The following is a 23,202-nucleotide window of genomic DNA, read 5'->3' as shown; positions in this document are numbered from 1 at the left end:
CCCACTTTAGGTGGGTTTTTCCATTTCATATAAGCTAGGATCAACATTCTTTATAAATCGAGATACCTCTCCTAAGGAAAATAAATGCAATTCATGCATTGCTCTTGTGCAAACCGTATAAAACAATCTTCTTTCTTCTTCTCTGTCATAAACTTGATCCGAAGCATTATAGACCAAAACGGAGTCAAATTCAATTCCTTTTGCCAGATAGGACGGGATAATGACAGTTCTTTTTTTAAAAGAGCTATTCCCATTTTTAATGAGTGTCACGTCAATCTTCTCTTTTAATTGTTCATACGCCTCCATGCTTTCCTTCTTCGTTTTACAAATAATTGCAATAGAAGAAAGGTACCCTTGTAATTTTTTGATTTGCTGGACCAATCCCTCCACTAATTCTTCCTTATTAGTCACTTTGGTAAGTGCGGGAAGCAAACCTGGGCGTTCAAATGGTTCAATCTTCTGACCGTCCGGGAGTAATTCTCTCGTAAATAATATAATTGGTTTTGTAGATCGATAGCTTCGATGAAAGATTATTTTTTTGGATCGATCTGTTTCAAACCAAGAAAGCAAGGGAGTTAATCCATCCTCCAGCTGATGAGCATGAATCGTTTGGTTAATATCCCCCAAAACGGTCCATTTGCTTTTGGGAAATAAATGTTTGATAAACGCAAATTGAAAGGCAGAGTAATCTTGAGCTTCATCGATAAATACATGACGAATAGAACGATTCGTATCAAATCCTTCAATGGATTCTTTTACATATAAATAAGGAGTTGCATCCTCATATAGCAAGATAGATTGATCGATCTTTTGTTTCGTCTGTTTACAAATAAGTTTCCAATACTTTGGTAAATTGCTGTCTGTCTTTTCTGGATCAAAAAATTGCTTATATATCCCTTTGACATCCACGAAAGAAAGTCGATTAACAAATCGATAAGTAGCACGAAACGCACGTTTTATCACAATGGAAGCTAACATATCATACTCCCTTGTATGATCATCAAACGTATTATCAGCAAATCGCTTTTGTTTTTGCAGTTGTTGGTGTACCCTCGTATATACTTCTTCTTCTAAAAGATCAACTTCTTTCTCCACCCATTCTTTATCTTTTTGTGCTTCTTCCACTTCCTTTAACTGTTGTTGTAAATTCTTTTGTATGATCTCTAACCTATTTCTGATAGACATATTAGAATCCATTTCATAAAACTGCTTTCTGATAGCATCTTTAGAAATGACAACTTCCCCTTGAAAATGAATATCACGAAACAAAAAACCAGATTGCTTTAAACCGGTCAAATAATCATCCATCATATTTAGAAATAAAAGGGAGGACTTAAAACGTATCCCTTCCATTCTCGCCAAATAATCGTTATTATTTCTAGGATTCAAGGCATATTCCAACTGACCAAAAGGATCTTCTACTCGAAACTGCTTTCCTAAGCGGCGATCCAAAAAATTTTGGAACGTAGACTGTAGCATATTTTCTTCACCTAGCTCTGGAAGTACAGTAGAAACATAACTATTAAACATCGCATTTGGCGAAAACAGCATGATCTGACAAGCTTTCAATGTTTCTCGAAACCGATACAAAAGATAAGCCATTCTCTGCATAGCAGAGGATGTTTTTCCACTTCCTGCTGCTCCTTGAACTACTAATAAATGACTTTTATCATCACGTATAATTTGGTTTTGTTCTTTTTGAATAGTGGAAACGATATTTTTAAGATTTGGATCAGCTTGCTGTCCCAAAACTTCTTTTAACATCTCATCACCAATGGTGACACTTGTGTCAAACAAACTTTTGATCACACCTCGACGGATCAAAAATTGCCGTTTTATTTTCATCTTTCCTGATACCGTTCCATTTGGTGTATCAAATGATGCACTTCCCAAAGAAGCATCGTAATACAAACTAGAGATAGGAGCACGCCAATCATAAATAAGAAACTCACTTGTTTCTTCATCGTAAAAAGAACCTAATCCTAAATAAATGGATTCTATTTCCGTTTCCCCATCCTCTTGAAAATCAACACGTCCAAAGTACGGAGAATTTTTCAGTTTTTCAAGTAAAACGACACGTTGATCCGTGTGACGGTGAGTTCGCTCTTTTTCAGACAAAACTTCTGCTTGTTGACGGATACTGGCTGCTGTTTCTACTGCTTCTGCCGCATCCTCCATATTAACTGTCACATCATCCCAAAAACCTTTTCGGATATTGACGATATCTGACTTTAACTTATCTGTCTCTGTTGTTAATTTACTTAAAGAAGTAGCAATTTTGATCGTTACATGGTCCACTCGCTGCTGCTCTTTTTCCCAATCTTCATTTGAGATACTCATCCTAATTCCCCTTACGTTCTTAGTAAAAGAATGTTTGACATCAAGTGATGCAAATGATATAATTAAATTGGATATTAATGAATAAATATATCCTTCTTTTAAAGTAGTACATCTATACTAGTACATTTCCAGTACATTTGCAAATAAAAATCAAAAGAACTTGAAATAAAAATCAAAAGAACTTGTCTGTGAACTGCACCTCATCTGGTGCTACGAGACAAGTTCTTTTTTACATGTTTTGTTACTTTTCATACACTTGAATGGGAGAAGATTGTATTTCGAGTTGTTTGGCATAATCTTTTGCTTCTTCTATACTTTTGAAAATGTATTTTTCATCCAAGCTCTGATATAACCTTGTTGTTTGTAGCAATTCGAGCGGTTGAGTTTGTAAACCAGCGAGGATAAATTTCACCTGGTGTTGCTTGCACCTTCGAATGATCGAACTCAATACTGCTTCAGCTGTGATGTCCATATACGGAACATGCTCCATCGAGAGAATAAGATAATCTTTTGGTAAATCTTTTGCTAAAAGACCTGCCAACTGTTTTGCAGTGCCAAAAAATATAGGTCCTTTTAACGTGTATACATGTGTTATCTCATTTTCTTGTAGTTCCACATTCGCTTTTCTCACTACAAATTCATTGCTCATTCGAAATACAAAGAACAATATGGACAATCCAAGTCCAACCATTACTCCAATTGCAATATCAGTCAGTACAATACAGAGAAACGTGGCACATAGTACAATAGAATCACTTGTCTTGGAGCGCAATACAAATTTAAATTCTTTTCGTTCACTCATATTCCAAGCAACAAGCATTAAAATCGGTGCCATACTAGCAAGAGGAACATGCATCGTTAAGGGGGAAAGAAAAAGCAGAACTAGCAGAACAAAAATGCTATGAACAATTCCAGAAACAGGAGATGTCGCTCCATTGCGAATGTTGGTTGCTGTTCGAGCTATTGCTCCCGCAGCAGGAATCCCACCGAAAAAGGGTGTTACAATATTAGCAACTCCCTGCCCGATTAATTCTCGATTACTGTGATGTTTCTTACCAGACATTCCATCAGATACTACAGCTGACAAAAGAGATTCAATCGCTCCAAGTAAAGCAATAGATAAAGCAGGAAAAAATAGCAACTCGAATTTACTCCACGTAATCTCAGGAAGATGAATAGAAGGCAGTGTAGAAGGGACTCCACCAAAAGCACTTCCTATGGTTTGAACATGTGAAGGATAAAACCATGTGGCAATAAAACTCGAAACAATTAACCCTACCAGAGGCGCAGGGATTTGCGGCAGAAACTTTTGAACTAAAAAAATAACCAACAAACAAATCAAAGCTGTTCCAACACTAGCTAAACTAATCGTATGTAGCTGGACAAATATTTGCTTTAATTTATACAGGATATGTCCATCTTTGATATTCTCCATTCCCAAAAAAGTATGAATTTGGCTGGAGAAAATGATGACAGCAATACCAGCAGTAAACCCAATTGTCACAGGCTTTGGAATATAATGAATGACTGCTCCTAATCTAAATATCCCCATCAAAACCAGTAAACCACCCGATAAGAGTCCAGCTAGCAGGAGATTTTCATACCCATATACCATTGTTAAACCTAGTAAAACTGGTACGAAGGTAGCAGTAGGTCCTCCGATTTGGAAAAAAGAGCCACCAAATAAAGAAATCAGAAATCCTGCGATAATGGTAGTGTATAACCCATACTCCGGCCGAACACCAGAAGCGATTGCAATCGCCATGGCTAATGGCAAAGCTACAATTCCAACTACAATTCCAGCGATTACGTCTTTACGTAAGCGTGCCCAAGAATAATTTTGAAAACGATATACACGAAACATGCCTATCCCCTTTGTCATCAAATTTTACCTTTTCCTCCTAATTTATATTCTTTTGTGAAAAATGTCTATTCCTTGACAATTCCGTTCATAAAAACGTTACATTTCACTACATCTTCTTTCTTGTCAATCTAAGAATACATAAATAAATACAATAAAATAACTAAATAACCTTTTGTTTTGATTACTTCTATTGTAATTTAAAAGTGATCACAAATATAAAACAACAATTGGAGGTATTGTATTGAACGGTCAGTTGGATTCGATATTAAATTTTTTATTGTATCTCGTTGTCGCATTACCGATTTTAATTGTAGGGATTCTTGTCTTCATTTATACAACTCCTTATCGTGAATATCGTCTCATACAAGATGGAGCTGCTACAGATGACCCGCGAAAAATAGCTGCCGCCAAAGCTGCTGCACATGATTTAAGTGGAAAAATCATCGGTCTCGCTATTGTTGTAGCCTCTGTTGTCATCAACTCTGGAAGTATTTTGGATCTACTCATTTGGGGAGTGATCGGAATCGTTTTTCAAGTCGTCATCTTTTATCTTTTTGCATGGCTCACTCCTTTTCATGTTATCGAAGAAATACCAAAAGGAAATGTTGCTATCGGAATATTCGCTTCCCGCATGAGTATTGTTTCTGGTTTATTACTAGCAGCACTAGTAAGTTATTAACGAAATACACACTTACATAAACACACAAGGTTGATATGCACTCCGAAAGTTGGACCAAAGACTAACTTAAAGGGTGCATTTTTCATGGCAAAATATGATGTTGTATTTAAAATGAAAGTGGTTAAGGAATATTTAGAAAGGAAGAACAGATACATTCTAAAATGGACCAACAATATGAAGCAAACGTTCCATTGTACCATTATGTCGGTACCTATATAATGAGTACATACTCTTTTTTTGGAGGATGTTCACTTGAATGATTTAGCCGAACAACAATTGGGTCATTGGGTAAGACAACTTAATCATGTTTTGATCCATAGTATTAGTGAAACATTAAAACCTTTTGACTTAGGGCATAGCCAATGGCAAGTACTTTCTATATTGGATGCAGAAAAGAAAATTTCGATAAAAAAGTTACGGGAACAGATGAATGTTGAATCCGGCACGCTAACTGGTGTGATTGATGCACTGATTCGTAAAGGTTGGGTTCTCAGAGAAGAAGATCCGAAGGATCGACGAATCAAACAAATTATGATGACGAAAACTGGGCAAATCAGATGGGCTTCCCTCCCAAATCCAAAATCACTGGTACATCAAAAGTTGTCAAATAACATTCCACTAGAGGAGATCGCAGTAACTGTAAAAGTGTTGCAACAAGCCTATGAAAATTTAACAGCTAAGTGAAAGGATGTATAGATATGGGTCACGGATCAAAAAAATTCCCTTGGAGAGGATTCCATCATATTGCCATTGTAACCCCTGATCTGGATACAACCATTCACTTTTATCAAGATATACTAGGAATGGAAATCGGTAAAATTTATCCAGCTAAAGGTGGAAGGGGAAGACATGGATTTATTAAGCCTGGTATTTGTGACGGATTAGGTTTGCATTTTTTTGAAAATCCACATGCAAAAATTATTTCCTTCCCAAAAGGTTCACTACGACCTGAATCTCTTCAAACCAATTCTTTTGTCGACGGCGTATTGCAACATATCGCTTTCTCCTTACCTGATGAAGACAGTGCACTTATCTTACGTGAGCGGTTACTGAAAAATGAAGTAGAAATGACGGACATATATGAGATTGAGTCTTTAAAAGATATGATCTTTATCGACAAAACCAATGGGATATTACTAGAAGCTATTTGGCCATCTAAGTGAGATTGCACAAAAAAACTGTCGTTCGCCTAATCTTCTGAACGGCAGTTTTACTTTTTTTGTTATATATCTTTTACCATATGTATACCTTTCTTTGAATCTCATAGGCGAAAAAGAAGAGGGAAATCGAATGGTGGAGAGTCGCCCTCACTCCCTATCTAGATCTCATCCAAATAAACAACATGGATAAGGGCCACCACAAAACGACAAATGTTGGATAAACGAACCAAATTTCATGAGGAGTGTAGTAAAAGTTAGCAAAAACAAACAAAGCAATGATCAACAGACTTCCCCATATGGAAAAACCTAGATTTACTTTAGACATATTCTTTTTGGGAGAAAGAGTTTTTTGCATCAGCTCTTGTTTAATTTCTTGCACGTCACCGAATTCAACAATTACTTTATTAATGGCATCTTCTTCTGCTTTCCCATCAGCCATTAAATCTTGTACTTTTTCCTCTAAATTTTCTACAATCTCATGTATGATTGTCTTTTTCTCATCACTTTCCGGGACATCCTTAAAAAGTCTCTCCACATGTTGTTTTAACGTCTTCACTCACATTCCCTCCATAAACAGATCAATGATATCTTTTGTCTCCTGCCATTCCTTAGCTATTTCATGCAAATAGGCTTTTCCCAGTGGAGTGATTCGATAATATTTCCGCTTGCTACCGTGTGTAATACTGCCGTAGTAAGATTCGATAAGTTCTTTCCGGTTTAACCGTTGGAAAACTGCATATAGTGTTGCTTCTTTTATGTGAAATCGATCATTTGTGCGCTCGCTAATTTCCTTGGATATCTCATAACCATATCGATCCTTCTCCAATATCAGCCGCAAGATAATGGAGTCCAAATGTCCACGAATAATATCACTTCGAATGTTTTTTCCCTCCTAACGCATGATCAATCCACATGTAAGCCTATTCTTCTATTATAGTGAGGAATCGCAGAATAAAAAGACATAATTTGTTAGCTTATTTTTTTGCTGTGGAGGAACTTTTTGATATATCCAAAACTCATTAATTTTTTCCGATTCTCATCCCAAATTTTAAATCGTAATGATTTGAAGCTCGAAAAAAAAGTAACAGGTGCAACATCTTGAAATAATTCGTTTTCTTTATGTGCTTTATCCAGATAATAATTGGGAACACGACTACTTAAGTGATGGATGTGGTGAAAACCAATATTCCCAGTGAACCACTGTAAAATAAGTGGTAATTTATAAAAGGAACTTCCTTGCAGGGCAGCATCCACGTGATTCCAATTTTCTTCTTTTTCAAAGTAAGCTCCTTCAAATTGGTGTTGAACATAGAACAACCAAACCCCGATTAACCCAGAGATGAAAAAAATAGGTCCTTGTACAAGTAAAAATGCTTTCCAACCAATTAACCAGCAGAAGAAAGCTACTATCCCAACAATGGCAGCATTCGTTAGATACGTATTATTTTTCTCTTTCTGTTTTGCACCTTTGCGATTAAATCGATAATCGATAAGAAAGATATAGATGGGACCTAGCCCAAACATCACGACGGGATTACGATAAAGTCGATAAGCGATACGTTTCCATTTTGGCAATGCCAAATACTCTTCTACTGTAAGTGTCCAAATATCTCCTTCTCCATGCTTGTCCAAGTTACCGCTAGTAGCATGGTGACGGGAATGGCTGTATTTCCATTGATCATATGGGCAAAAAGTGAGTATGCCTGTAATCGTACCTACGATCCGATTTGCCTTTCTACTAGCAAAGAAAGATCCATGACAACAATCATGAAAAATAATAAAGATGCGAACTAAAATGGCTCCTGTTATAGTTGCTAAAGGCAAAGTCAGCCAATAAGACACAGACAAGCTCCAATAAGTTGCATACCATAGTATTACAAAAGGAATAAATGTATTACATAATTGCCAAATACTACGTTTTGTATTGGATTTTTCATATGGGGCGATCATCTGTCGCCAATTACCTTTATCATGTTCAATCATTTATAAATCCTCCTAATTTCATCATTTTTTCTCCTATAAATTCCCTTGATCGACGAATTGAATATTTCTGCACTCAAATTACTTTTTCTGATAGAGTAATTATCATCTAGATTACTCTATCAGAAAGAATAAATCAATATATTTTTTTGTTGTTTAAAACCTATGTGTAATCTGGTTCATTCACACTATTCTAATAGATTGATTATATAGATAGAGCAATTATATTCATTTTTACTCTATTAGATAGAAAATAAATTTTTGATAGGATAAACAAAGTATATGTCCCTTAACGAATTCGAAAATGAAATCTCTTTCCTTGTCTAAAAAAATAATAATGGGCCTATTGCTAAGAGCCTGTTGCATAAATAGATTTGAACACTGGATAAGGTCGCTGATCCACCCCAAAAAGTATTACTTTGGAACCTCCGGTTCCGCTTCGCGAGCGGGGAAACCCGGGATGTGTGTGTTTTCCGCGTCTGTTGTTAAAAAAACACAAAGGACGCTCCACCCACACAAAGCGAGACTAGGAGCACAGCGACCTAGCGAGACTTGTGCCCAAGGCTTAGGTGCACATCTGCGCTTTTGAGACGAATAATGCAACAAGCTCCTAAAAAATAAACAAAAAAGGTTCCTATTACTTTGGAAAATATCTATTTGTTGCTTTTTGACTATTTCATTCATTCTTCATAAAGACCATTAACATCCAATGTTTCTTCGTCTGGGATCTGCTTCTTCATTGAATACTTTGCTATGAATAAAAAGGAACTAAGAACAACAATGGTATGATGACAGATAAGCCAAAGAGTGTATACTTTTCTAAAATTTACATATATAACTGCGAATTTGGAACAAAATGTTAGTAAATTTGCTCAACTGAAGTAAATATTTATATTTATTTATAAAATGCACTCCTGATAGAATAGAAATATAATTCATAAATAAAAGGGGTGAATATTGATGAGTTTCTCACGTTCTTCCCAACAACACTATGATCAACTACTTAATCATCGTAAGTTTCTTGTCTCGTTTCATCGTCTTTATGATCCTACCGTTTATGGTTATTTACTTACAAAGTTTACATTTAAACGAAGAACAAATTGGGTGGATTGTGGGAATAGGCTGGATAATGGGGGCTTTTGGCGGTCCAGTAATCGGTTATTTTTCTGATCGCTGGAATTCTAAAAAGTTATACCAATTTATACTAGCTATTTGGGCTTTAACGTTCTTTGGATTTAGCTTATCTACCAATTTCTTTGTGTTAATCCTACTTGTAGTTGCTAATGGTCTTTGTCGATGTGTGATGGATGTAATTCTTTTGGACCGAATCTTCTTAGTTGTACTACCAAGTGATCGTTCCCGGGTAGCTAACTATAACTTTATTGCTCTTACAAGTGCCATGGCTCTAGGACCATTAGTTGGGTCGTTAGTTACTCCAATCAGTTTGTTGTTTGTTTGGGTAGGTGTAGGTCTTAGCTGTTTAGTTGTGCTAGATCTGTTGTGGAGGGAGCCACTAGCAGTTGGTGAGCGAAAGCAGCTACCTGCATTAAAGGATACAGTTAGAGTTTTATACCAAGATCGAACGCTCTTTTGGTATGTCATCGCAGGTTTGATCTTTTTTACGATCTTTATCCAGCTTGAAACTACCCTACCGATCGTTCTAAAAGAGCAAAGCTTCGATTTTTATGCCATTCTTTATGCCATGAAATCAGCGATTATTGTTTTTCTCTTGTATTTCGTCTATTCGTTTGTTTTTGGGAACACGCAGTCCATGTGCGGCTACTTTTTCTTTCATAATCACTTTATCCCGATACTGAGTAGCACTTTCTACAGTCTGTCCTTCAATATTTAAGGGTTCACGCAATTCCACCGCACGCAATAAATCAAATTCATAGAGAGCAACCACTTTTCGGAATTGATAAACGTTATGAAGTTGAATAGCCCGTTCGATCACCATTTCATTATAGGAAATTATCAAATGCCTCTATATGGGCATATGCTTCTCGGGGATACGTATCTATTGACTCCGTATCGGTTAGTAGAACCAATTGTTCGTCTAACGATTCATAAAGCTGCTCATATGGGGTTAACTCATGAGGGTAGTGATTAATTATGAGGACACTCAAAACGTTCACCTGCTTTTTGTAAATTCGCAAACAACTGGTTGGATTTTTGTAGTATTTTTATTTTTTAAATTACCAAGCTTAACCTCCTTTTCTATAGTTTGAAAGTATATTTAAAATCATTATAGAAATAATATTATATTTCATCAATATATTTTAAAATAGAATTATATTCTATCCGAACGAAAATGAATCATAAAATACAAAGCGAAGATCTGTACCTCAGACAAGGCATAAGTATGGCTATGGGAAATTTTGAAATTCATTTAATTGATATTAATTTTAAAAAAGAAAAATCCATTTAATATTCGGCTAATTTCATTTAAAGAATAATTATTTCTATATTTCCTAACAGAATAGTAACTCCAACACTAGCCATTATCTTTATAATAAAACTCTTGACTGTTACTAATATTCAATCAACTAAATGGTATAATCATTCTATCCACACTATTACTGTCTATTTTTACCTAGGAGTTCAAGTGTCCCTTCCGTATGTAAAAAACCTATGGAAACAGGCGTGGCCCAACATTCTCACGCAAGTCTTCCAACTGAGCCTCAACCTCGTCGATGCTGTATTCGTCGCAAAAATCAGTCTGGCAGCTGTAAGCGCAGTGGGAATCTGTACTACGATCCTAGGAACCATTGCCACTGTAGCATTCTCAGTATCCAACTCCACCTGTGCTTTTGTGGCACAGAGCACAGGTGGTAAAAATCTTCTAAAAAACGACGAACCATTGGAAAATCGGGATGACCAGATCAGACTCGTTGCTGTGCAAGGTTTGATTCTAACCACTGTTCTAGGTCTGCTTGGTGGTCTTGCAATCATCTGTTTTGCACATGAGATGGTTTCCTACTTCAGTGTAGACGCTCAAACCTCAGCAGAAGCCTCTACCTATATCCGTATCGTCGGAGGCTGCTCCATCGTAACATGGCTTATGCAAACGATGGGAGCTATCCTTAGAGGTGTTCAAGACAGTACGTCTGTCTTTCAAGCTGGCTGGAGAATGAATCTTATTCATCTGCCGCTCGATTACCTCTTTATCTTCCCTCTGCATCAAGGAGTTAGAGGCGCAGCTTGGGCAACGGTTCTCGCCACTACGTTTGGTGCTGTTTATACGTGGCGAAAGATGCTGATAAAAGCGTTTTCCTATGTTGGCTTTTCCATGAAAGTCAACTGGACACTACAGAAAAAAATCATCAGCCAATCACTGCCTAACGCAGTATCCCTTTTGGCTGGATGGGCTGTCGCCAACACCTTCAACTATGCTATGTTGAAGCTTGGAAGTGAAGATGCCTTCGCTGCCAATCGTATCGCATGGCAGATTAAAAATGCCATCGATGTCGCTTGGGTCGTTGGATTTTCCAGTGCACTGAACCCATTGGTAGCAGAGCAATATGGGATGAAAAACTATAAAAACTCCCTGCGCTACTGCAATTGGGCAATCAAAGTGATGGTTGGAGCATGCGGGTTCCTGCTGACACTGGAACTGCTGACAGGCAAGTGGATTATCCAAATCTTTACCCATAACTCACACATCGCACATATGAGTTACTGGATGCTTATGATGCTGGTCATCATGGATAGCATTTGGGGCATTTATATGTGTGCAAAGCAATCCCTCAACGGGGTTACGTACAACAAATGGCTGATTTTGACTGATCTCATCAGTTCCATTTGTTTCTGTATGGGTGTGTGGATCGCAATCAACAACCAATGGAACTACCAGAGCTTGTACTTTGTCGAAATGGGATACTGGCTCATTCTTTGTATCTTCGCTATTCTGCGGTTTTATGGTCGCGGATGGATCCCAAAAGATAAAGACAGTGCGGTAGGTTCATAAGTAAAAGCACCTCTCTTAAATCGAGAGGTGCTGCAAATGATCATACTGATTCTTAAAATGATCTTCTTCTCATTTTTTCACCTGTACTACTTTTCCACCTGTCATCTCCACCAATTCCTCAGGTGTCATTTGGAACACTGTTTTCGGATGTCCTGCCGCTGCCCATATGGTTTCATACTGCAATAAATCTTCATCGATCAAAATCTGTATGGGGTTGCTGTGCCCAATCGGTGCTACTCCACCGATGACAAAGCCAGTTTGTTTTCTGACAAAGTTTGCATCTGCTTTGGCCAGTTTTTCTCCTACTATGGTCTCTACTTTCGATTCATCAATCCGATTTATTCCACTTGCTACCACTAACAACGCAGTTTCTGATAGCTCTAAACGAAAGATGATAGATTTAGCAATCTGTGCGACTTCACATCCAATCGCCTCTGCTGCCGCAAGGGCCGTATGAGCATCATCTGGTAATGTCACGATTTCATGGGAATGTCCAATATCTTGAAGTATTTGCTCTACCGCTTGTACTCTTTCATTCATGCTATCAAACCTCATACTTTCTATCTTAAATTAATCAACTAAAATCAAGTTTTCTACTATAATACTATTTATTGCATTAATAAAAGCCAATGCACTTGCCTTCATAATGTCAGTATCTGTTGCTTTTGCTGTATAGGTATTCCCTTTACACTCTACTTGTATCTTTACTTTCCCTAGAGCTTCTTTTCCCCTGGATACACTACTAATATGATATTCCATCAATTTTACATCCAAATCGCACACATCTGTGATAGCTGAATAAAGTGCATCGATTGGACCATCTCCAACACTACTACCCTTAATTGTCTGATCTCCTTTTTTCAAATGAATACTCGCTGATGGGAAAGCTGTATTGCTAATGACTTGGAGATCGACTAATTCATAAAACTGATCACTATACCTCATATCTTGATTTTTCTCGTGTTCTCGATAATAGTTTTCCACTAATACATATAGATCATGATCGTATACTTCTTTTTTCGCATCAGCTAACGCTAAAAAAGCTGCAAAGATGCCTTCAAATTGCTGATCTGTCAATGATTGAAACCCTAGTTTCCCTAAAGCATTTTTCACTGCATGTCGACCAGAACGTGCGGTCAGGACTAGCTCCATATCCTCCAATCCGATCTCGACTGGGCTGATAATCTCATAAGCGTCTCTAGATTTTAACAATCCATCCTGATGAATACCAGAAGAATGAGCAAAAGCATTTCCACCTGTAATCGCTTTGTTGACTTGTACATCCAATCCCATAAAACTGCTAACCAATCTGGACGTATTCATGATTTCTTTTTTGTTGACATTGGTATAGGCACCGTAAGCAGTTGAGCGAGTATGCAGTGCCATCACTACTTCTTCTAAAGCTGCATTTCCTGCACGCTCTCCAATCCCATTGATGGTACACTCCACTTTATCTGCTCCATTTTTTATCGCAGCTAATGTGTTTGCAGTTGCCATCCCTAAATCATTGTGGCAATGTACACTCAGTAATACTTCATCATTTACATTTTTCAACCGATCGTTTATTTTAAAGATCAGTTCTCCAAATTCCTCCGGAATGGCATATCCTACTGTATCGGGTACATTGATAATCGTAGCTCCAGCTTTAACTACTGCTTCAATGGTGGACCACAAATATTCAAAATCAGAGCGGGATGCGTCCTCTGTAGAATACTGCACATCCGGTAGCAACGTTTTTGCGTATTTAACCGCTTCTACTCCAATATCGAGAATTTGATCTTTGGATTTACCAAACTTTTTCTCCACATGGATATCAGATGTCCCTAAAACAATATGTATCAAAGGATTCACTGCATATTTCACACTTTGATACACTGCATCTATATCCGATTTCACTGCTCTTGCCAATGCGGTGATCATCAAACTATCTGTATTTCCTACTTTCTCTGCTATTGCTTTTACCGCTTGAAAGTCACCCGTAGAAGATGCAGGAAAACCAGCTTCAATGATATCCACTTGCAATTTTTTCAACTGCTGTGCTACCTCAACCTTTTCGTACAGATTTAGCTTTGCTCCGGGAACTTGCTCTCCATCACGCAAAGTCGTATCAAACACCCATATTTTTCTAGCCATCCTAATCTCTCCTCATCTTTTTTATATTAAAAAAGCCCCGCCTCCATATAAAAATAGAGACGAGACTTTGCTCGCGGTACCACTCTAATTGATTAACCCAAACATGATTAATCCACTTGTTTTCGATAGCCAACACTATCTATCTTGTTAACGGTAGAAAACCGACATCCCCTACTAATGAGTTGTTCAGGGAGTAGCTCATGGATGAGTTCAAAGGAGAGAAGCTACCAATTTTCACCAACCATTGGCTCTCTAAAAGCTAATGCTTCCTTCTACTATTTCCAATCTTTGCAGGCAGTTATTTTAATTTAATTGAAATCTTAGCTTTTTTCTTTATTTTTGTCAACACCAATCAATCTGCTTTACTTTGTCAAAAAATTGAACTAAAAAATCACGAAACAGAAGTGCTGCTTGAGAAAAATAATGATCTTCTTTCCAAATTAAATAAAGTGTCCATTGACAGACAGGTCTCTCGATTTGAAGAAGGGGAAGGTTCGGGGCTTCTTTTTGTGCTGCAAATGGTAAAAAGGCAACTCCAAGCCCCGCCTTCACCAACTTACTAATAGCTGCTGGTTCATCACACTCCACAACCATCTTGGGTGTAAATCCTGCCTCTTGGCAATATAAATCTGTAATCTCTCGAAAACCATAACCTTTTTTTAGACTTATAAAAGATTCTTCAGCTGCTTCTAGCAATGGAATACTGGTATACTCTCGAAAAGGATGGTTTGGAGGCACTGCCAGCATAATTTCTTCCTTCATCAATGGAAAGCTACGAAAAGATGGTTTTTCGTATGGTTGGTAAGAAAAACTAAAATCGATTTGACCATCTTCTATTAACTGTATCTTGGCATTTTCAGTAGAGGATTGAATAATTCGAAACTGAACTTCTGGATAAAGAGAGAGAAAATCACCAAGCAGCTTGGAAAGACGATTTAACGTAGTTGCAGCCACTACCACACTTCCATGTTCTAAACCTGCCAGTTCCGCGACTTCTCTTCGACCTTCCTCCAACATTCGAAGTGCAGATTCTACTTTATTTAAATAGGCTTTTCCATAAACATTTAATTTGATCTGCCGCCCTTGACGGTCAAAAAGAGGCACACCCAAATCCGCTTCCAACCGAGCAATAACAGCGCTCAAAGCCGGCTGTGCAATGCGCAGTTCCCGTGCCGCTTTTGTCATATGCTCCATTTGTGCTACTTTTTGAAAATAGGTAAAATGTAACAAATCCATTCCCTTTACCTCTTTTATCCATAATAAATTAATTATCATTTTATATAAAAATATATATTTTTCTTTATAAAACATCAACCTTACAATAGGCATTGGAAGTAATAATAAAATTGATTTTCGATACATGAGGAGGGATAAAAGTATGACAACGGCTATTGATACAATAACGGATGTCAATCGAATCCATTCAAAGCAATTGATGAAAAGGGTAACAAAGGTTATAGCACTAGGAGTACTTCTCAATCCATTAAACTCATCCATGATTTCTGTTGCACTTTTTGACATCCGGTCTTCTTTTGGTATTCCTATATCTACTGTCACATGGTTGATCACTTGTTTTTACTTAACAGCGACAGTAGGACAACCCCTGATGGGAAAATTAGCTGATCTATTTGGAGCACGCCTTATTTTTAGCATTGGTGTTGGTCTGGTGATTGGAAGTAGCATACTCTCCATTTGGGCTCCATCTCTTGGCTGGTTGCTTTTTTACCGGGTTTTACAAGCCTTGGGTACAACCAGTGCGTATCCAGCAGGGCTAGCCATAATCCGTTCCCTTTCACCAGAAAATAGAAACAATAATAGCTCTGCGTCTTCGCTTGGTTTGATTTCCATTACTTCAAATGTAATGGCTGCATTCGGCCCAACACTTGGTGGTTTGCTAGTCACAAATATCGGATGGAAAGCAATTTTTTGGATTAACATTCCTGTCGCAGTCATCGTGCTCCTCTTGACATGGATTTTTATTCCAAAAGATAAAAAAAATTTAACAATAAAGCGAAATGAAATTTTTAAGATCATTGATATACCTGGAATTATTCTGTTTAGCAGCATGCTTATAAGTTTAACATTGTTTTTATCCTTATTGAAAAATAGTTTTCAGTGGTGGTTACTCATATTTTCCGTTTTATTTGCAATTGTGCTTGTCTTGCGCGAATCAAAAATAGATAAGCCTTTTATAGATGTAAAAATGCTAGTCACAAATATACGTCTTGTTTTTGTCTTCCTCCAATTTACTGGATTAAATGTCGTTTTTTATGCTCTCTTTTTTGGATTACCAATGTGGCTGGATCAAGTTAAAGGGTATAATCCTCAAATAGCAGGATTCATTATGCTGCCGTTTGCTGGTTTAGGTGTATTGGTAACTCCAATTGCTGTGCGTATTATCCAACGATCCAGCTACCGTCCTGTCATTATCATTGGTAGTTTTGTTTTAGTGATCGGAACGTTGCTCCTACTACTTCTCGATCCGAAAACCTCTGTGATTACGATTTTGATTGTAGCTGCTATTATGGGTATCCCAAATGGGCTGAATAACTTAGGATTATCGACAGCAATGTATAGTAACACATTACCCGAAGAAACTGGTGTTGCTTCTGGTTTATTTCAAACATGCCGCTCTATTGGCAGCATATTATCTACTAGTTTATTGGGGATGACATTTGGTGGATCTGTAACCACTTCTGGATTACACATTATTGCATTTATCGCCGCAATTATTAGCACTGGACTATTAGCAATCAGTTTATCACGCAAATTCATGTAAAAAATTATTTAGAAGAGGAATGAGAATATGAAAAAGGAAAAAGATATGTTAAATGGTGTAGCTATAGAACTAACGTATCCAGATAAACTTATTCATCATACACCTATCGTTATGGTTCATGGAGGTTCCCAAGGTAGCTGGTGTTGGGAAAACTATCAATCCTACTTTGCTTCCCAAGGTTTTCATACTATTGCCCTAAACTGGTACCATCATAACGGATCAAGAGAACTAGATAAATCTGAGTTTCTTAAACGAAGTATTCTAGATGTTCCTACCGAAATTGATATTGTGGTAAGTACATTAAATCAAAAGCCAATTTTGTTTGGTCATAGTATGGGCGGACTTGCATCCCTACATTATAGTACTTTCAAACAAGTTGCTGCACTTGTCCTGCTTGCACCTGCTATTCCTAACAAGATTGGGGAAACGAAAGCTCCAATTCCAGTTGATCTAAATCATCCTCGCAACCCTGCTCCTTTTGAGCAAACTTATCAGAGATTTTTTCTAGGTAGCAGTATAGAAGATGCACAAAAGTACTATGGCTTACTTGATCCTGAATCACCACAGGCTATATATGAAGGAATTAACTCCACGGCAGAAGTCGATCTTTCCAAAGTAAATTGCCCTAACTTACTGATTGGTGCAGGAAAAGATACTGTTGTATCCCATCAAAAGATACAAAAATTAGCTGAGCAAATTAATGGGACCTATATATATTTAGAAGAAAGTTCACATAATTTATTATTGGAATCCCAGTGGGAAAATACAACTAATCTAATCTATGATTGGATACGAAGCAATGTAATATACGAATAATTTTATCCGCAACAAAAAGCATTTAGGTAAGAAGAAAAAAGATTGATTTCAGAATTGGTTTAATAACTAGGAGGCGACAATATGTTGCCTCCTAGTTATTTTAATTCCCATTTACTAGGATTATTGTTGAATTGCTTCCAAAAGCAAATGCTCCCATTCATCCATAACTTGCATCATACACTCTGCAAAGCGTGAATTGTATTCACGCTTCTTTGATCGAATCATCGAACTGTAAACCAAAAGATATTCACATCGATTTACCAGTTGTATAAACTCACCAGGCAACGGCTTTACGAAGCTTATATATGCGTCCACACTGTGTCCGTTTGATTTGTGTGGCCTATCTATCCATGGAACCCTAGTTCCTTGACAAGAATAGTTTGTCTTGAGATTCAGCTGATTAAGTCTAACGATAACATCCACAAGCTCTTCATCAATCTCGCCATTGTTGTTACGTTCTTCTCTGACATTATGCTTGAAGTGAAATTGATCACGATAATTCATATCTTTACAAAATTTTTTAATAAAATTGTTGTAATGTCTTTCGCTGAAATCATCTACGAGAAAAAGTCTGTAGTACTCATCAACTACATCATGAGCAGCATTAAATATTTGAATCACACATGTATAGCAGCCTTCATCATTTTCAGAATGAAAATCATCTGTATATGCGGTTAAGGTGAAAATAGCTCTTTTGCCTTCTTCGATTTTTCGACTCGTTTTCTCTTCATAGATCAGACCCATCGATTCTATTACTCCCTTCGATCATATATTCTGCATATATTTGTTCGCTAGGGATCGTCTGTTTCCCTTTTTTTCTGGAGTGAAGCGATTATGGATCTTTCAACTCAACTGCTTGGATACAAAGTATTTTCACTCAGGAAAAAACAGTTTCTCTTGGTAAACACGCAAATATTCCTTTCCTTCCTTGAACGCGGAATATCCTTTGAACACTCTATCTTCTTGATAGATCACGAGCACCGTTTTAATATAAAATAATAGTTATATTTAAAGTATGATAATTTATTAAAATGTAACTATTATTTCAATCTTATTATGGAGTATACTGTTTAAAACTTGTTGCGTTCTCTGCTGCACCTTTCAGAAAAAACTAACAAAAAAGGAGGACGATAAATTGATCCACAGTCGTTTTAAGCAAGTATTTATTATATTGTTCATAATCGCGCTGTCTAATTTTCTCCCTCTTTTTGAAAGTCAGACAGTATTTGCGGAGTCCACTCCTGAAAAACAATGCTATGCAAGTAATATTCCTGTTTCTCTTACACCTGGTGGCCCTGTCAATCAGTTGGTTTATGGAGAACTTTGCTTACCTAAAGGGAAGACTCCTTCTACTATCCAGCTTCTCCTACATGGGATTACTTACGATCATAACTACTGGGATTTTCCAGGATTTGATGGCCAATATTCCTATGTAGATGCAGCGATCAAATCAGGATATGCAACTTTAAATATCGATCGAATTGGATCAGGAAAAAGTTCGCATCCACTTAGTACAAGTATTGATATGGCTTCAGATGCTTGGGTAGCTCATCAATTGGTACAAGCTCTTCGTGGAGGAAAAGTGGTTGGTCCAAATGGTTCCATTGCTTTCAGCAAAGTAATAGAAGTCGGACACTCCTATGGATCCCATATCTCGATGGAAGAAGCCACTCGTTATCAAGATGTAGATGGTATCATTCTAACAGATCCCGTAAGGGGCTTTCAGAGTAGTACATTAGAAAAAGTTGAACTCACACTTAATCTTTATCCTGCTTCACTTGATCCTAAATTTGGTCTTTTGGGACAAGATCTTGGTTATCTGACCACTCGTCCAAATACCCGTTATCAATCCTTCATGAAACCAGGCGAGGTCGATTCTGCTGTTATCGATCAAGATGAAAAATTAAAACAAACCCTTACAACTACTGAGATTACGAGTCTTCTCGTTTCTCTGAATACCGTCCAAGACATCCGCGTACCAGTACTATTAGTGATGGGCGAAAAGGATTATCTCTTTTGTGGGTCAGAAGCTGATTGTTCTACACCAGAATCAGTGACAAATATAGAAAAACCATACTTAGGACCGAATGTTCCTTCCATTGATGCTTATGTACTAAATAGTGCAGGGCATGATATTAATTTCATGAAAAACAATCAAGATTGGTTTACCTATGCTCTTAACTGGACAGATCAACATTTTGGCACTCAAAATTAAACAAAAAAGCACCGATTAGTCTTGCCATATTTCAATGGAATAAGAGACAGATCGATGCTGATTTTAATAAATAGTCATGACTTCTATCCATGCAACAGAAAGTTTAAAAAAGTATGCTACATCCTAATCGGACAAAATGAGAATGATATTTAGGTTGCTTTCTACAATTATGTTGAGTAGAATATATTTACCATATGTGAAACCATTGACGGAGAAGAGTAAATAGGATAACCCTTCAGAGAGAAGAATTTACCTATACGGTAGCTGTGAGATTCTTCAGGATTTACTATTGAATGTCACTCCAGAGTGCTCCCGCCAAAGTCAAATTTTGATCAGTAGTTGGAGCCGTATACCTACGTTACAGGTTCAAGTGAACAAGAGTACTATTTTATTTATTGTACTTTTGTTAACAAAGGTGGTACCGCGAACTAATCCCTTCGTCCTTTGAGATGAAAGGGATTTTTATATTTTATATGTATTTAGGAGGTTTCCGATTTGGAAAGTACAACGAAAGAAATCACAATGCCTACAAAGTATGATCCTAAAGCAGTAGAAAAAGACAGATATCAATTTTGGTTGGATAACGAGCTATTTAAGGCTTCAGAAGATGAAAACAAGGAAACATTTAGTATTGTGTTACCTCCCCCAAACGTAACAGGAATGTTGCATATGGGTCATGCTCTGGATTTTACTCTACAAGACATCTTGATTCGAATGAAGCGTATGCAAGGCTTTGATACCTTATGGCTTCCGGGTATGGATCATGCTGGAATCGCGACTCAAGCAAAAGTAGAGGAAAAGTTAAGAGAAGAAGGTATCTCTCGTCACGATCTCGGTAGAGAAAAATTCCTCGAAAAAGTTTGGGAATGGAAACATCATTTTGCCTCTATCATACATGATCAATGGAAAAAAATAGGCTTTTCGATGGATTACTCCAGAGAACGTTTCACTATGGATGAAGGACTTTCTCAAGCTGTTCGAAAAGTATTTGTTGACTTATATAACAAAGGCTTAATATATCGTGGAAAATACATCATCAATTGGGACCCCGCAGCACGAACAGCTCTCTCTGACATTGAGGTTATCCATAAAGAAGTAAAAGGTGCACTTCATCATTTACGCTACCCTCTCACTGATGGCACTGGTTATATTCAAGTAGCTACTACACGACCAGAAACCATGCTAGGAGACACAGCAATTGCAGTACATCCAGAAGATGAACGATATCAAGGCTTAATCGGAAAAACCGTTACTCTTCCATTAACAAACCGTGAGATACCAATTATTGTTGATGAATACGTAGATAAAGAGTTTGGAACTGGTGCTGTAAAAGTAACTCCTGCTCATGATCCTAACGATTTTGAAATCGGTCTGCGTCACGATCTGCAACAGATTGTGGTAATGGACGAATCAGGAAAAATGAATGAAAATGCTGGTAAGTATCAAGGATTGGATCGATTTGACGCTCGCAAACAAATAATAGTTGATCTACAAGAATCAGGAGTACTAGTAGAAATAGAAGAACACATTCATTCCGTTGGACATAGTGAACGAAGCGGTGCAGTGGTAGAACCATATCTATCTACACAATGGTTTGTAAAAATGAAACCACTTGCTGAAAGAGCAGTAGCCCTTCAAAAAAGCGAAGATAAGGTTCAATTCGTTCCAGAACGTTTTGAGAAGCTCTACGTAGACTGGATTGAAAACATTCGCGACTGGTGTATCTCTCGACAATTGTGGTGGGGACATCGAATTCCAGCTTGGCATTGTGAAAACTGTAAGGAAATAACGGTGTCTATCGATAATCCAACCCACTGTTCGCACTGTAACAGCTCCAATATCTCTCAAGACGAAGATGTACTGGATACTTGGTTTAGTTCGGCACTATGGCCTTTTTCCACTATGGGTTGGCCAGAAAAAACAAATGACTTAAATCGTTATTTCCCAAACAGTGTACTTATTACAGGACACGATATTATCTATCCTTGGGTAGCACGCATGATATTTACAGCTTTAGAATTTACAGATAAAAAACCGTTCCAAGATGTTTTAATTCATGGGTTGGTTCGAGATGCAGACGGAATTAAAATGTCCAAATCGCTTGGAAATGGAATTGATCCACTGGATGTCATTGATCAATATGGTACTGATGCGATGAGATTTATGATCTCAACTGGTTCAACACCAGGTCAAGACCTCCGTTTCCGTTGGGAAAGAGTAGAATCAGCTCGAAATTTCATCAATAAAATTTGGAATGCTTCCCGTTTTACACTCATGAATTTGGATGACTTTGGTGTTGATGATATGGATCTAACCGGCGAATTAAACACAGCAGACAAATGGATTCTTACTAGACTGCAAGAAACAATTTCTGAAGTTACAAGACAACTGGATAGTTACCACTACAATGAAGCAGGTAGAATCTTGTATGAGTTTGTTTGGGATGAATTCTGCGATTGGTACATTGAATTTGCTAAACTCTCTCTTTATGGGGATGATGAAAAGGCCAAATTAACAACGCGTTCTGTTCTTTGTTATACACTTGACAACATCTTAAAGCTACTGCATCCATTTATGCCTTTTGTAACAGAAGAAATCTGGCAAAACCTTCCTCATGAGGGGAAAAGCATTGTAATTGCTGATTGGCCAATTTCGCAACAGAATTACCAATTCCCTAAAGCAGTAGAACAAATGAAACTCTATATGGAAGTCATTCGCAGCGTTCGAAATATACGCGCTGAAGTGAATGCTCCTATGGGTAAAAAGATCAACATTTTTATTAAACCTGATAACGAGAATACTCTCCATGACTTGCAAGAAGGTGAGCAGTGGATTCATAAACAGTGTAATGCTGAAAGTCTGACCATCGATTCGAACATTTCCATCCAAGAAAAAACAATCAGTGGTGTAGTGACAGGAGCTGAAATACTCTTGCCACTAGCAGGATTGATTGACATCCAACAAGAATTGAACCGCTTAGAGAAAGAATTAAAAACACTTGATTCTGAAGTAAATCGTGTGCAAAAGAAGCTGTCCAATCAAGGATTTATTGGTAAAGCACCTGCGCATGTTGTAGAAGAGGAACGCAGCAAAGAAAAGGATTATCTTGAGAAAAGAGACAAAGTAAAAGCCCGTTTAGCTGAACTTCAAAACTAATGGACAAAGGGATGGAAGCATTTTATTCCATCCCTTTTCATTTGCTATTTAAAGTATGTAACTTTCAGTCTTCAAGCTCCAACATTGCATCAAAGCTAGTAATTTTCTATTAA

At 37.4% G+C, this 23,202-nt stretch carries 19 protein-coding genes and 2 other annotated features; of the genes, 9 read left to right on the top strand and 10 right to left on the bottom strand.

The features are described from left to right. Positions 1-6 precede the first annotated feature (6 nt). Entirely contained in the window at positions 7-2,340 is a 2,334-nt protein-coding gene (gene helD / locus MK805_RS03250) for an RNA polymerase recycling motor HelD (protein WP_240873756.1), read from the bottom strand. 241 nt (positions 2,341-2,581) lie between these two features. Continuing rightward, positions 2,582-4,204 carry a SulP family inorganic anion transporter gene (locus MK805_RS03245; protein ID WP_240873755.1) on the bottom strand — a complete coding sequence of 541 codons (1,623 nt, stop codon included), beginning with the start codon at positions 4,202-4,204 and terminating at the stop codon, positions 2,582-2,584. 241 nt (positions 4,205-4,445) lie between these two features. Between MK805_RS03245 and MK805_RS03240 the strand changes: the two genes are divergently transcribed. From MK805_RS03240 to MK805_RS03230, 3 genes are all read left to right on the top strand, one after another. Continuing rightward, the gene (locus tag MK805_RS03240; RefSeq protein WP_240873754.1) at positions 4,446-4,883 is read left to right on the top strand and encodes a DUF350 domain-containing protein; all 438 of its coding nucleotides are present in this window, start codon (positions 4,446-4,448) and stop codon (positions 4,881-4,883) included. 252 nt (positions 4,884-5,135) lie between these two features. Beyond that, positions 5,136-5,567 carry a MarR family winged helix-turn-helix transcriptional regulator gene (locus MK805_RS03235; RefSeq protein WP_240873753.1) on the top strand — a complete coding sequence of 144 codons (432 nt, stop codon included), beginning with the start codon at positions 5,136-5,138 and terminating at the stop codon, positions 5,565-5,567. Between the two features lie 14 nt (positions 5,568-5,581). Continuing rightward, positions 5,582-6,046, top strand: coding sequence for a VOC family protein (locus MK805_RS03230; protein ID WP_240873752.1), 465 nt, complete (start codon positions 5,582-5,584; stop codon positions 6,044-6,046). Between the two features lie 151 nt (positions 6,047-6,197). Here MK805_RS03230 and MK805_RS03225 read toward each other — a convergent pair whose 3' ends face one another. The 3 genes from MK805_RS03225 to desA form a co-directional block, all read right to left on the bottom strand. Further along, the gene (locus MK805_RS03225; RefSeq protein ID WP_240873751.1) at positions 6,198-6,599 is read right to left on the bottom strand and encodes a permease prefix domain 1-containing protein; all 402 of its coding nucleotides are present in this window, start codon (positions 6,597-6,599) and stop codon (positions 6,198-6,200) included. After that, positions 6,600-6,896, bottom strand: coding sequence for a PadR family transcriptional regulator (locus MK805_RS03220; RefSeq protein WP_240873750.1), 297 nt, complete (start codon positions 6,894-6,896; stop codon positions 6,600-6,602). A gap of 116 nt (positions 6,897-7,012) precedes the next feature. Next, entirely contained in the window at positions 7,013-8,026 is a 1,014-nt protein-coding gene (gene desA / locus MK805_RS03215) for a Delta(5) desaturase DesA (RefSeq protein WP_240873749.1), read from the bottom strand. Between the two features lie 988 nt (positions 8,027-9,014). On the opposite strand from desA, the gene MK805_RS03210 reads away from it, so the two are divergent. After that, positions 9,015-9,875: an MFS transporter gene (locus tag MK805_RS03210; RefSeq protein ID WP_240873748.1), complete on the top strand. Its 861-nt coding sequence runs from the start codon at positions 9,015-9,017 to the stop codon at positions 9,873-9,875. Positions 9,876-9,984: 109 nt separating this feature from the next. Here MK805_RS03210 and MK805_RS03205 read toward each other — a convergent pair whose 3' ends face one another. Next, positions 9,985-10,149 (bottom strand): hypothetical protein, encoded by a 165-nt coding sequence (locus MK805_RS03205; protein WP_240873747.1) that lies wholly within the window; start codon positions 10,147-10,149, stop codon positions 9,985-9,987. A 479-nt stretch (positions 10,150-10,628) separates the two neighbouring features. On the opposite strand from MK805_RS03205, the gene MK805_RS03200 reads away from it, so the two are divergent. Next, positions 10,629-11,990: an MATE family efflux transporter gene (locus MK805_RS03200; protein ID WP_240873746.1), complete on the top strand. Its 1,362-nt coding sequence runs from the start codon at positions 10,629-10,631 to the stop codon at positions 11,988-11,990. A 69-nt stretch (positions 11,991-12,059) separates the two neighbouring features. On the opposite strand, the gene MK805_RS03195 is transcribed toward MK805_RS03200, so the two are convergent. The 3 genes from MK805_RS03195 to MK805_RS03185 all read right to left on the bottom strand — a co-directional run bounded on the left by MK805_RS03195 (position 12,060) and on the right by MK805_RS03185 (position 15,359). Continuing rightward, entirely contained in the window at positions 12,060-12,530 is a 471-nt protein-coding gene (locus tag MK805_RS03195; RefSeq protein ID WP_240873745.1) for a YbaK/EbsC family protein, read from the bottom strand. Positions 12,531-12,560: 30 nt separating this feature from the next. Continuing rightward, positions 12,561-14,123, bottom strand: coding sequence for a 2-isopropylmalate synthase (locus MK805_RS03190; protein WP_240873744.1), 1,563 nt, complete (start codon positions 14,121-14,123; stop codon positions 12,561-12,563). 52 nt (positions 14,124-14,175) lie between these two features. After that, positions 14,176-14,421 (bottom strand) — a binding site (T-box leader). A gap of 44 nt (positions 14,422-14,465) precedes the next feature. After that, the gene (locus MK805_RS03185) at positions 14,466-15,359 is read right to left on the bottom strand and encodes a LysR family transcriptional regulator (protein WP_240873743.1); all 894 of its coding nucleotides are present in this window, start codon (positions 15,357-15,359) and stop codon (positions 14,466-14,468) included. A 142-nt stretch (positions 15,360-15,501) separates the two neighbouring features. Here MK805_RS03185 and MK805_RS03180 point away from each other — a divergent pair, with 142 nt between their 5' ends. Both MK805_RS03180 and MK805_RS03175 read left to right on the top strand, forming a co-directional pair. Beyond that, entirely contained in the window at positions 15,502-16,902 is a 1,401-nt protein-coding gene (locus tag MK805_RS03180) for an MFS transporter (protein WP_240873742.1), read from the top strand. 27 nt (positions 16,903-16,929) lie between these two features. Further along, the gene (locus tag MK805_RS03175) at positions 16,930-17,718 is read left to right on the top strand and encodes an alpha/beta hydrolase (RefSeq protein ID WP_240873741.1); all 789 of its coding nucleotides are present in this window, start codon (positions 16,930-16,932) and stop codon (positions 17,716-17,718) included. Positions 17,719-17,838: 120 nt separating this feature from the next. On the opposite strand, the gene MK805_RS03170 is transcribed toward MK805_RS03175, so the two are convergent. Beyond that, the gene (locus MK805_RS03170) at positions 17,839-18,462 is read right to left on the bottom strand and encodes a hypothetical protein (RefSeq protein ID WP_240873740.1); all 624 of its coding nucleotides are present in this window, start codon (positions 18,460-18,462) and stop codon (positions 17,839-17,841) included. Positions 18,463-18,853: 391 nt separating this feature from the next. On the opposite strand from MK805_RS03170, the gene MK805_RS03165 reads away from it, so the two are divergent. Continuing rightward, positions 18,854-19,933 carry an alpha/beta fold hydrolase gene (locus tag MK805_RS03165; RefSeq protein WP_240873739.1) on the top strand — a complete coding sequence of 360 codons (1,080 nt, stop codon included), beginning with the start codon at positions 18,854-18,856 and terminating at the stop codon, positions 19,931-19,933. Positions 19,934-20,129: 196 nt separating this feature from the next. Continuing rightward, positions 20,130-20,381, top strand: a binding site (T-box leader). A gap of 74 nt (positions 20,382-20,455) precedes the next feature. Then, on the top strand, positions 20,456-23,089 hold the full coding sequence (locus MK805_RS03160; protein WP_240874265.1) for a valine--tRNA ligase: 2,634 nt from the start codon (positions 20,456-20,458) through the stop codon (positions 23,087-23,089). Positions 23,090-23,202: the final 113 nt, after the last annotated feature.

This window comes from Shimazuella soli (genome assembly GCF_022511585.1).
GTDB lineage: Bacteria > Bacillota > Bacilli > Thermoactinomycetales > Thermoactinomycetaceae > Shimazuella > Shimazuella soli.
The sequence above is the reverse complement of the archived record's forward strand: the minus strand, read 5'-3'. Positions and strand labels throughout refer to the sequence as shown.

Coding starts and splice junctions, on each gene's coding strand:
- MK805_RS03185 (WP_240873743.1), bottom strand. CDS start 15,359: ATGGATTTGTTACATTTTACCTATTTTCAAAAAGTAGCACAAATGGAG.
- MK805_RS03160 (WP_240874265.1), top strand. CDS start 20,456: ATGCCTACAAAGTATGATCCTAAAGCAGTAGAAAAAGACAGATATCAA.
- helD (WP_240873756.1), bottom strand. CDS start 2,340: ATGAGTATCTCAAATGAAGATTGGGAAAAAGAGCAGCAGCGAGTGGAC.
- MK805_RS03230 (WP_240873752.1), top strand. CDS start 5,582: ATGGGTCACGGATCAAAAAAATTCCCTTGGAGAGGATTCCATCATATT.
- MK805_RS03170 (WP_240873740.1), bottom strand. CDS start 18,462: ATGGGTCTGATCTATGAAGAGAAAACGAGTCGAAAAATCGAAGAAGGC.
- MK805_RS03190 (WP_240873744.1), bottom strand. CDS start 14,123: ATGGCTAGAAAAATATGGGTGTTTGATACGACTTTGCGTGATGGAGAG.
- MK805_RS03195 (WP_240873745.1), bottom strand. CDS start 12,530: ATGAATGAAAGAGTACAAGCGGTAGAGCAAATACTTCAAGATATTGGA.
- MK805_RS03180 (WP_240873742.1), top strand. CDS start 15,502: ATGACAACGGCTATTGATACAATAACGGATGTCAATCGAATCCATTCA.
- MK805_RS03245 (WP_240873755.1), bottom strand. CDS start 4,204: ATGTTTCGTGTATATCGTTTTCAAAATTATTCTTGGGCACGCTTACGT.
- MK805_RS03175 (WP_240873741.1), top strand. CDS start 16,930: ATGAAAAAGGAAAAAGATATGTTAAATGGTGTAGCTATAGAACTAACG.
- MK805_RS03210 (WP_240873748.1), top strand. CDS start 9,015: ATGATCAACTACTTAATCATCGTAAGTTTCTTGTCTCGTTTCATCGTC.
- desA (WP_240873749.1), bottom strand. CDS start 8,026: ATGATTGAACATGATAAAGGTAATTGGCGACAGATGATCGCCCCATAT.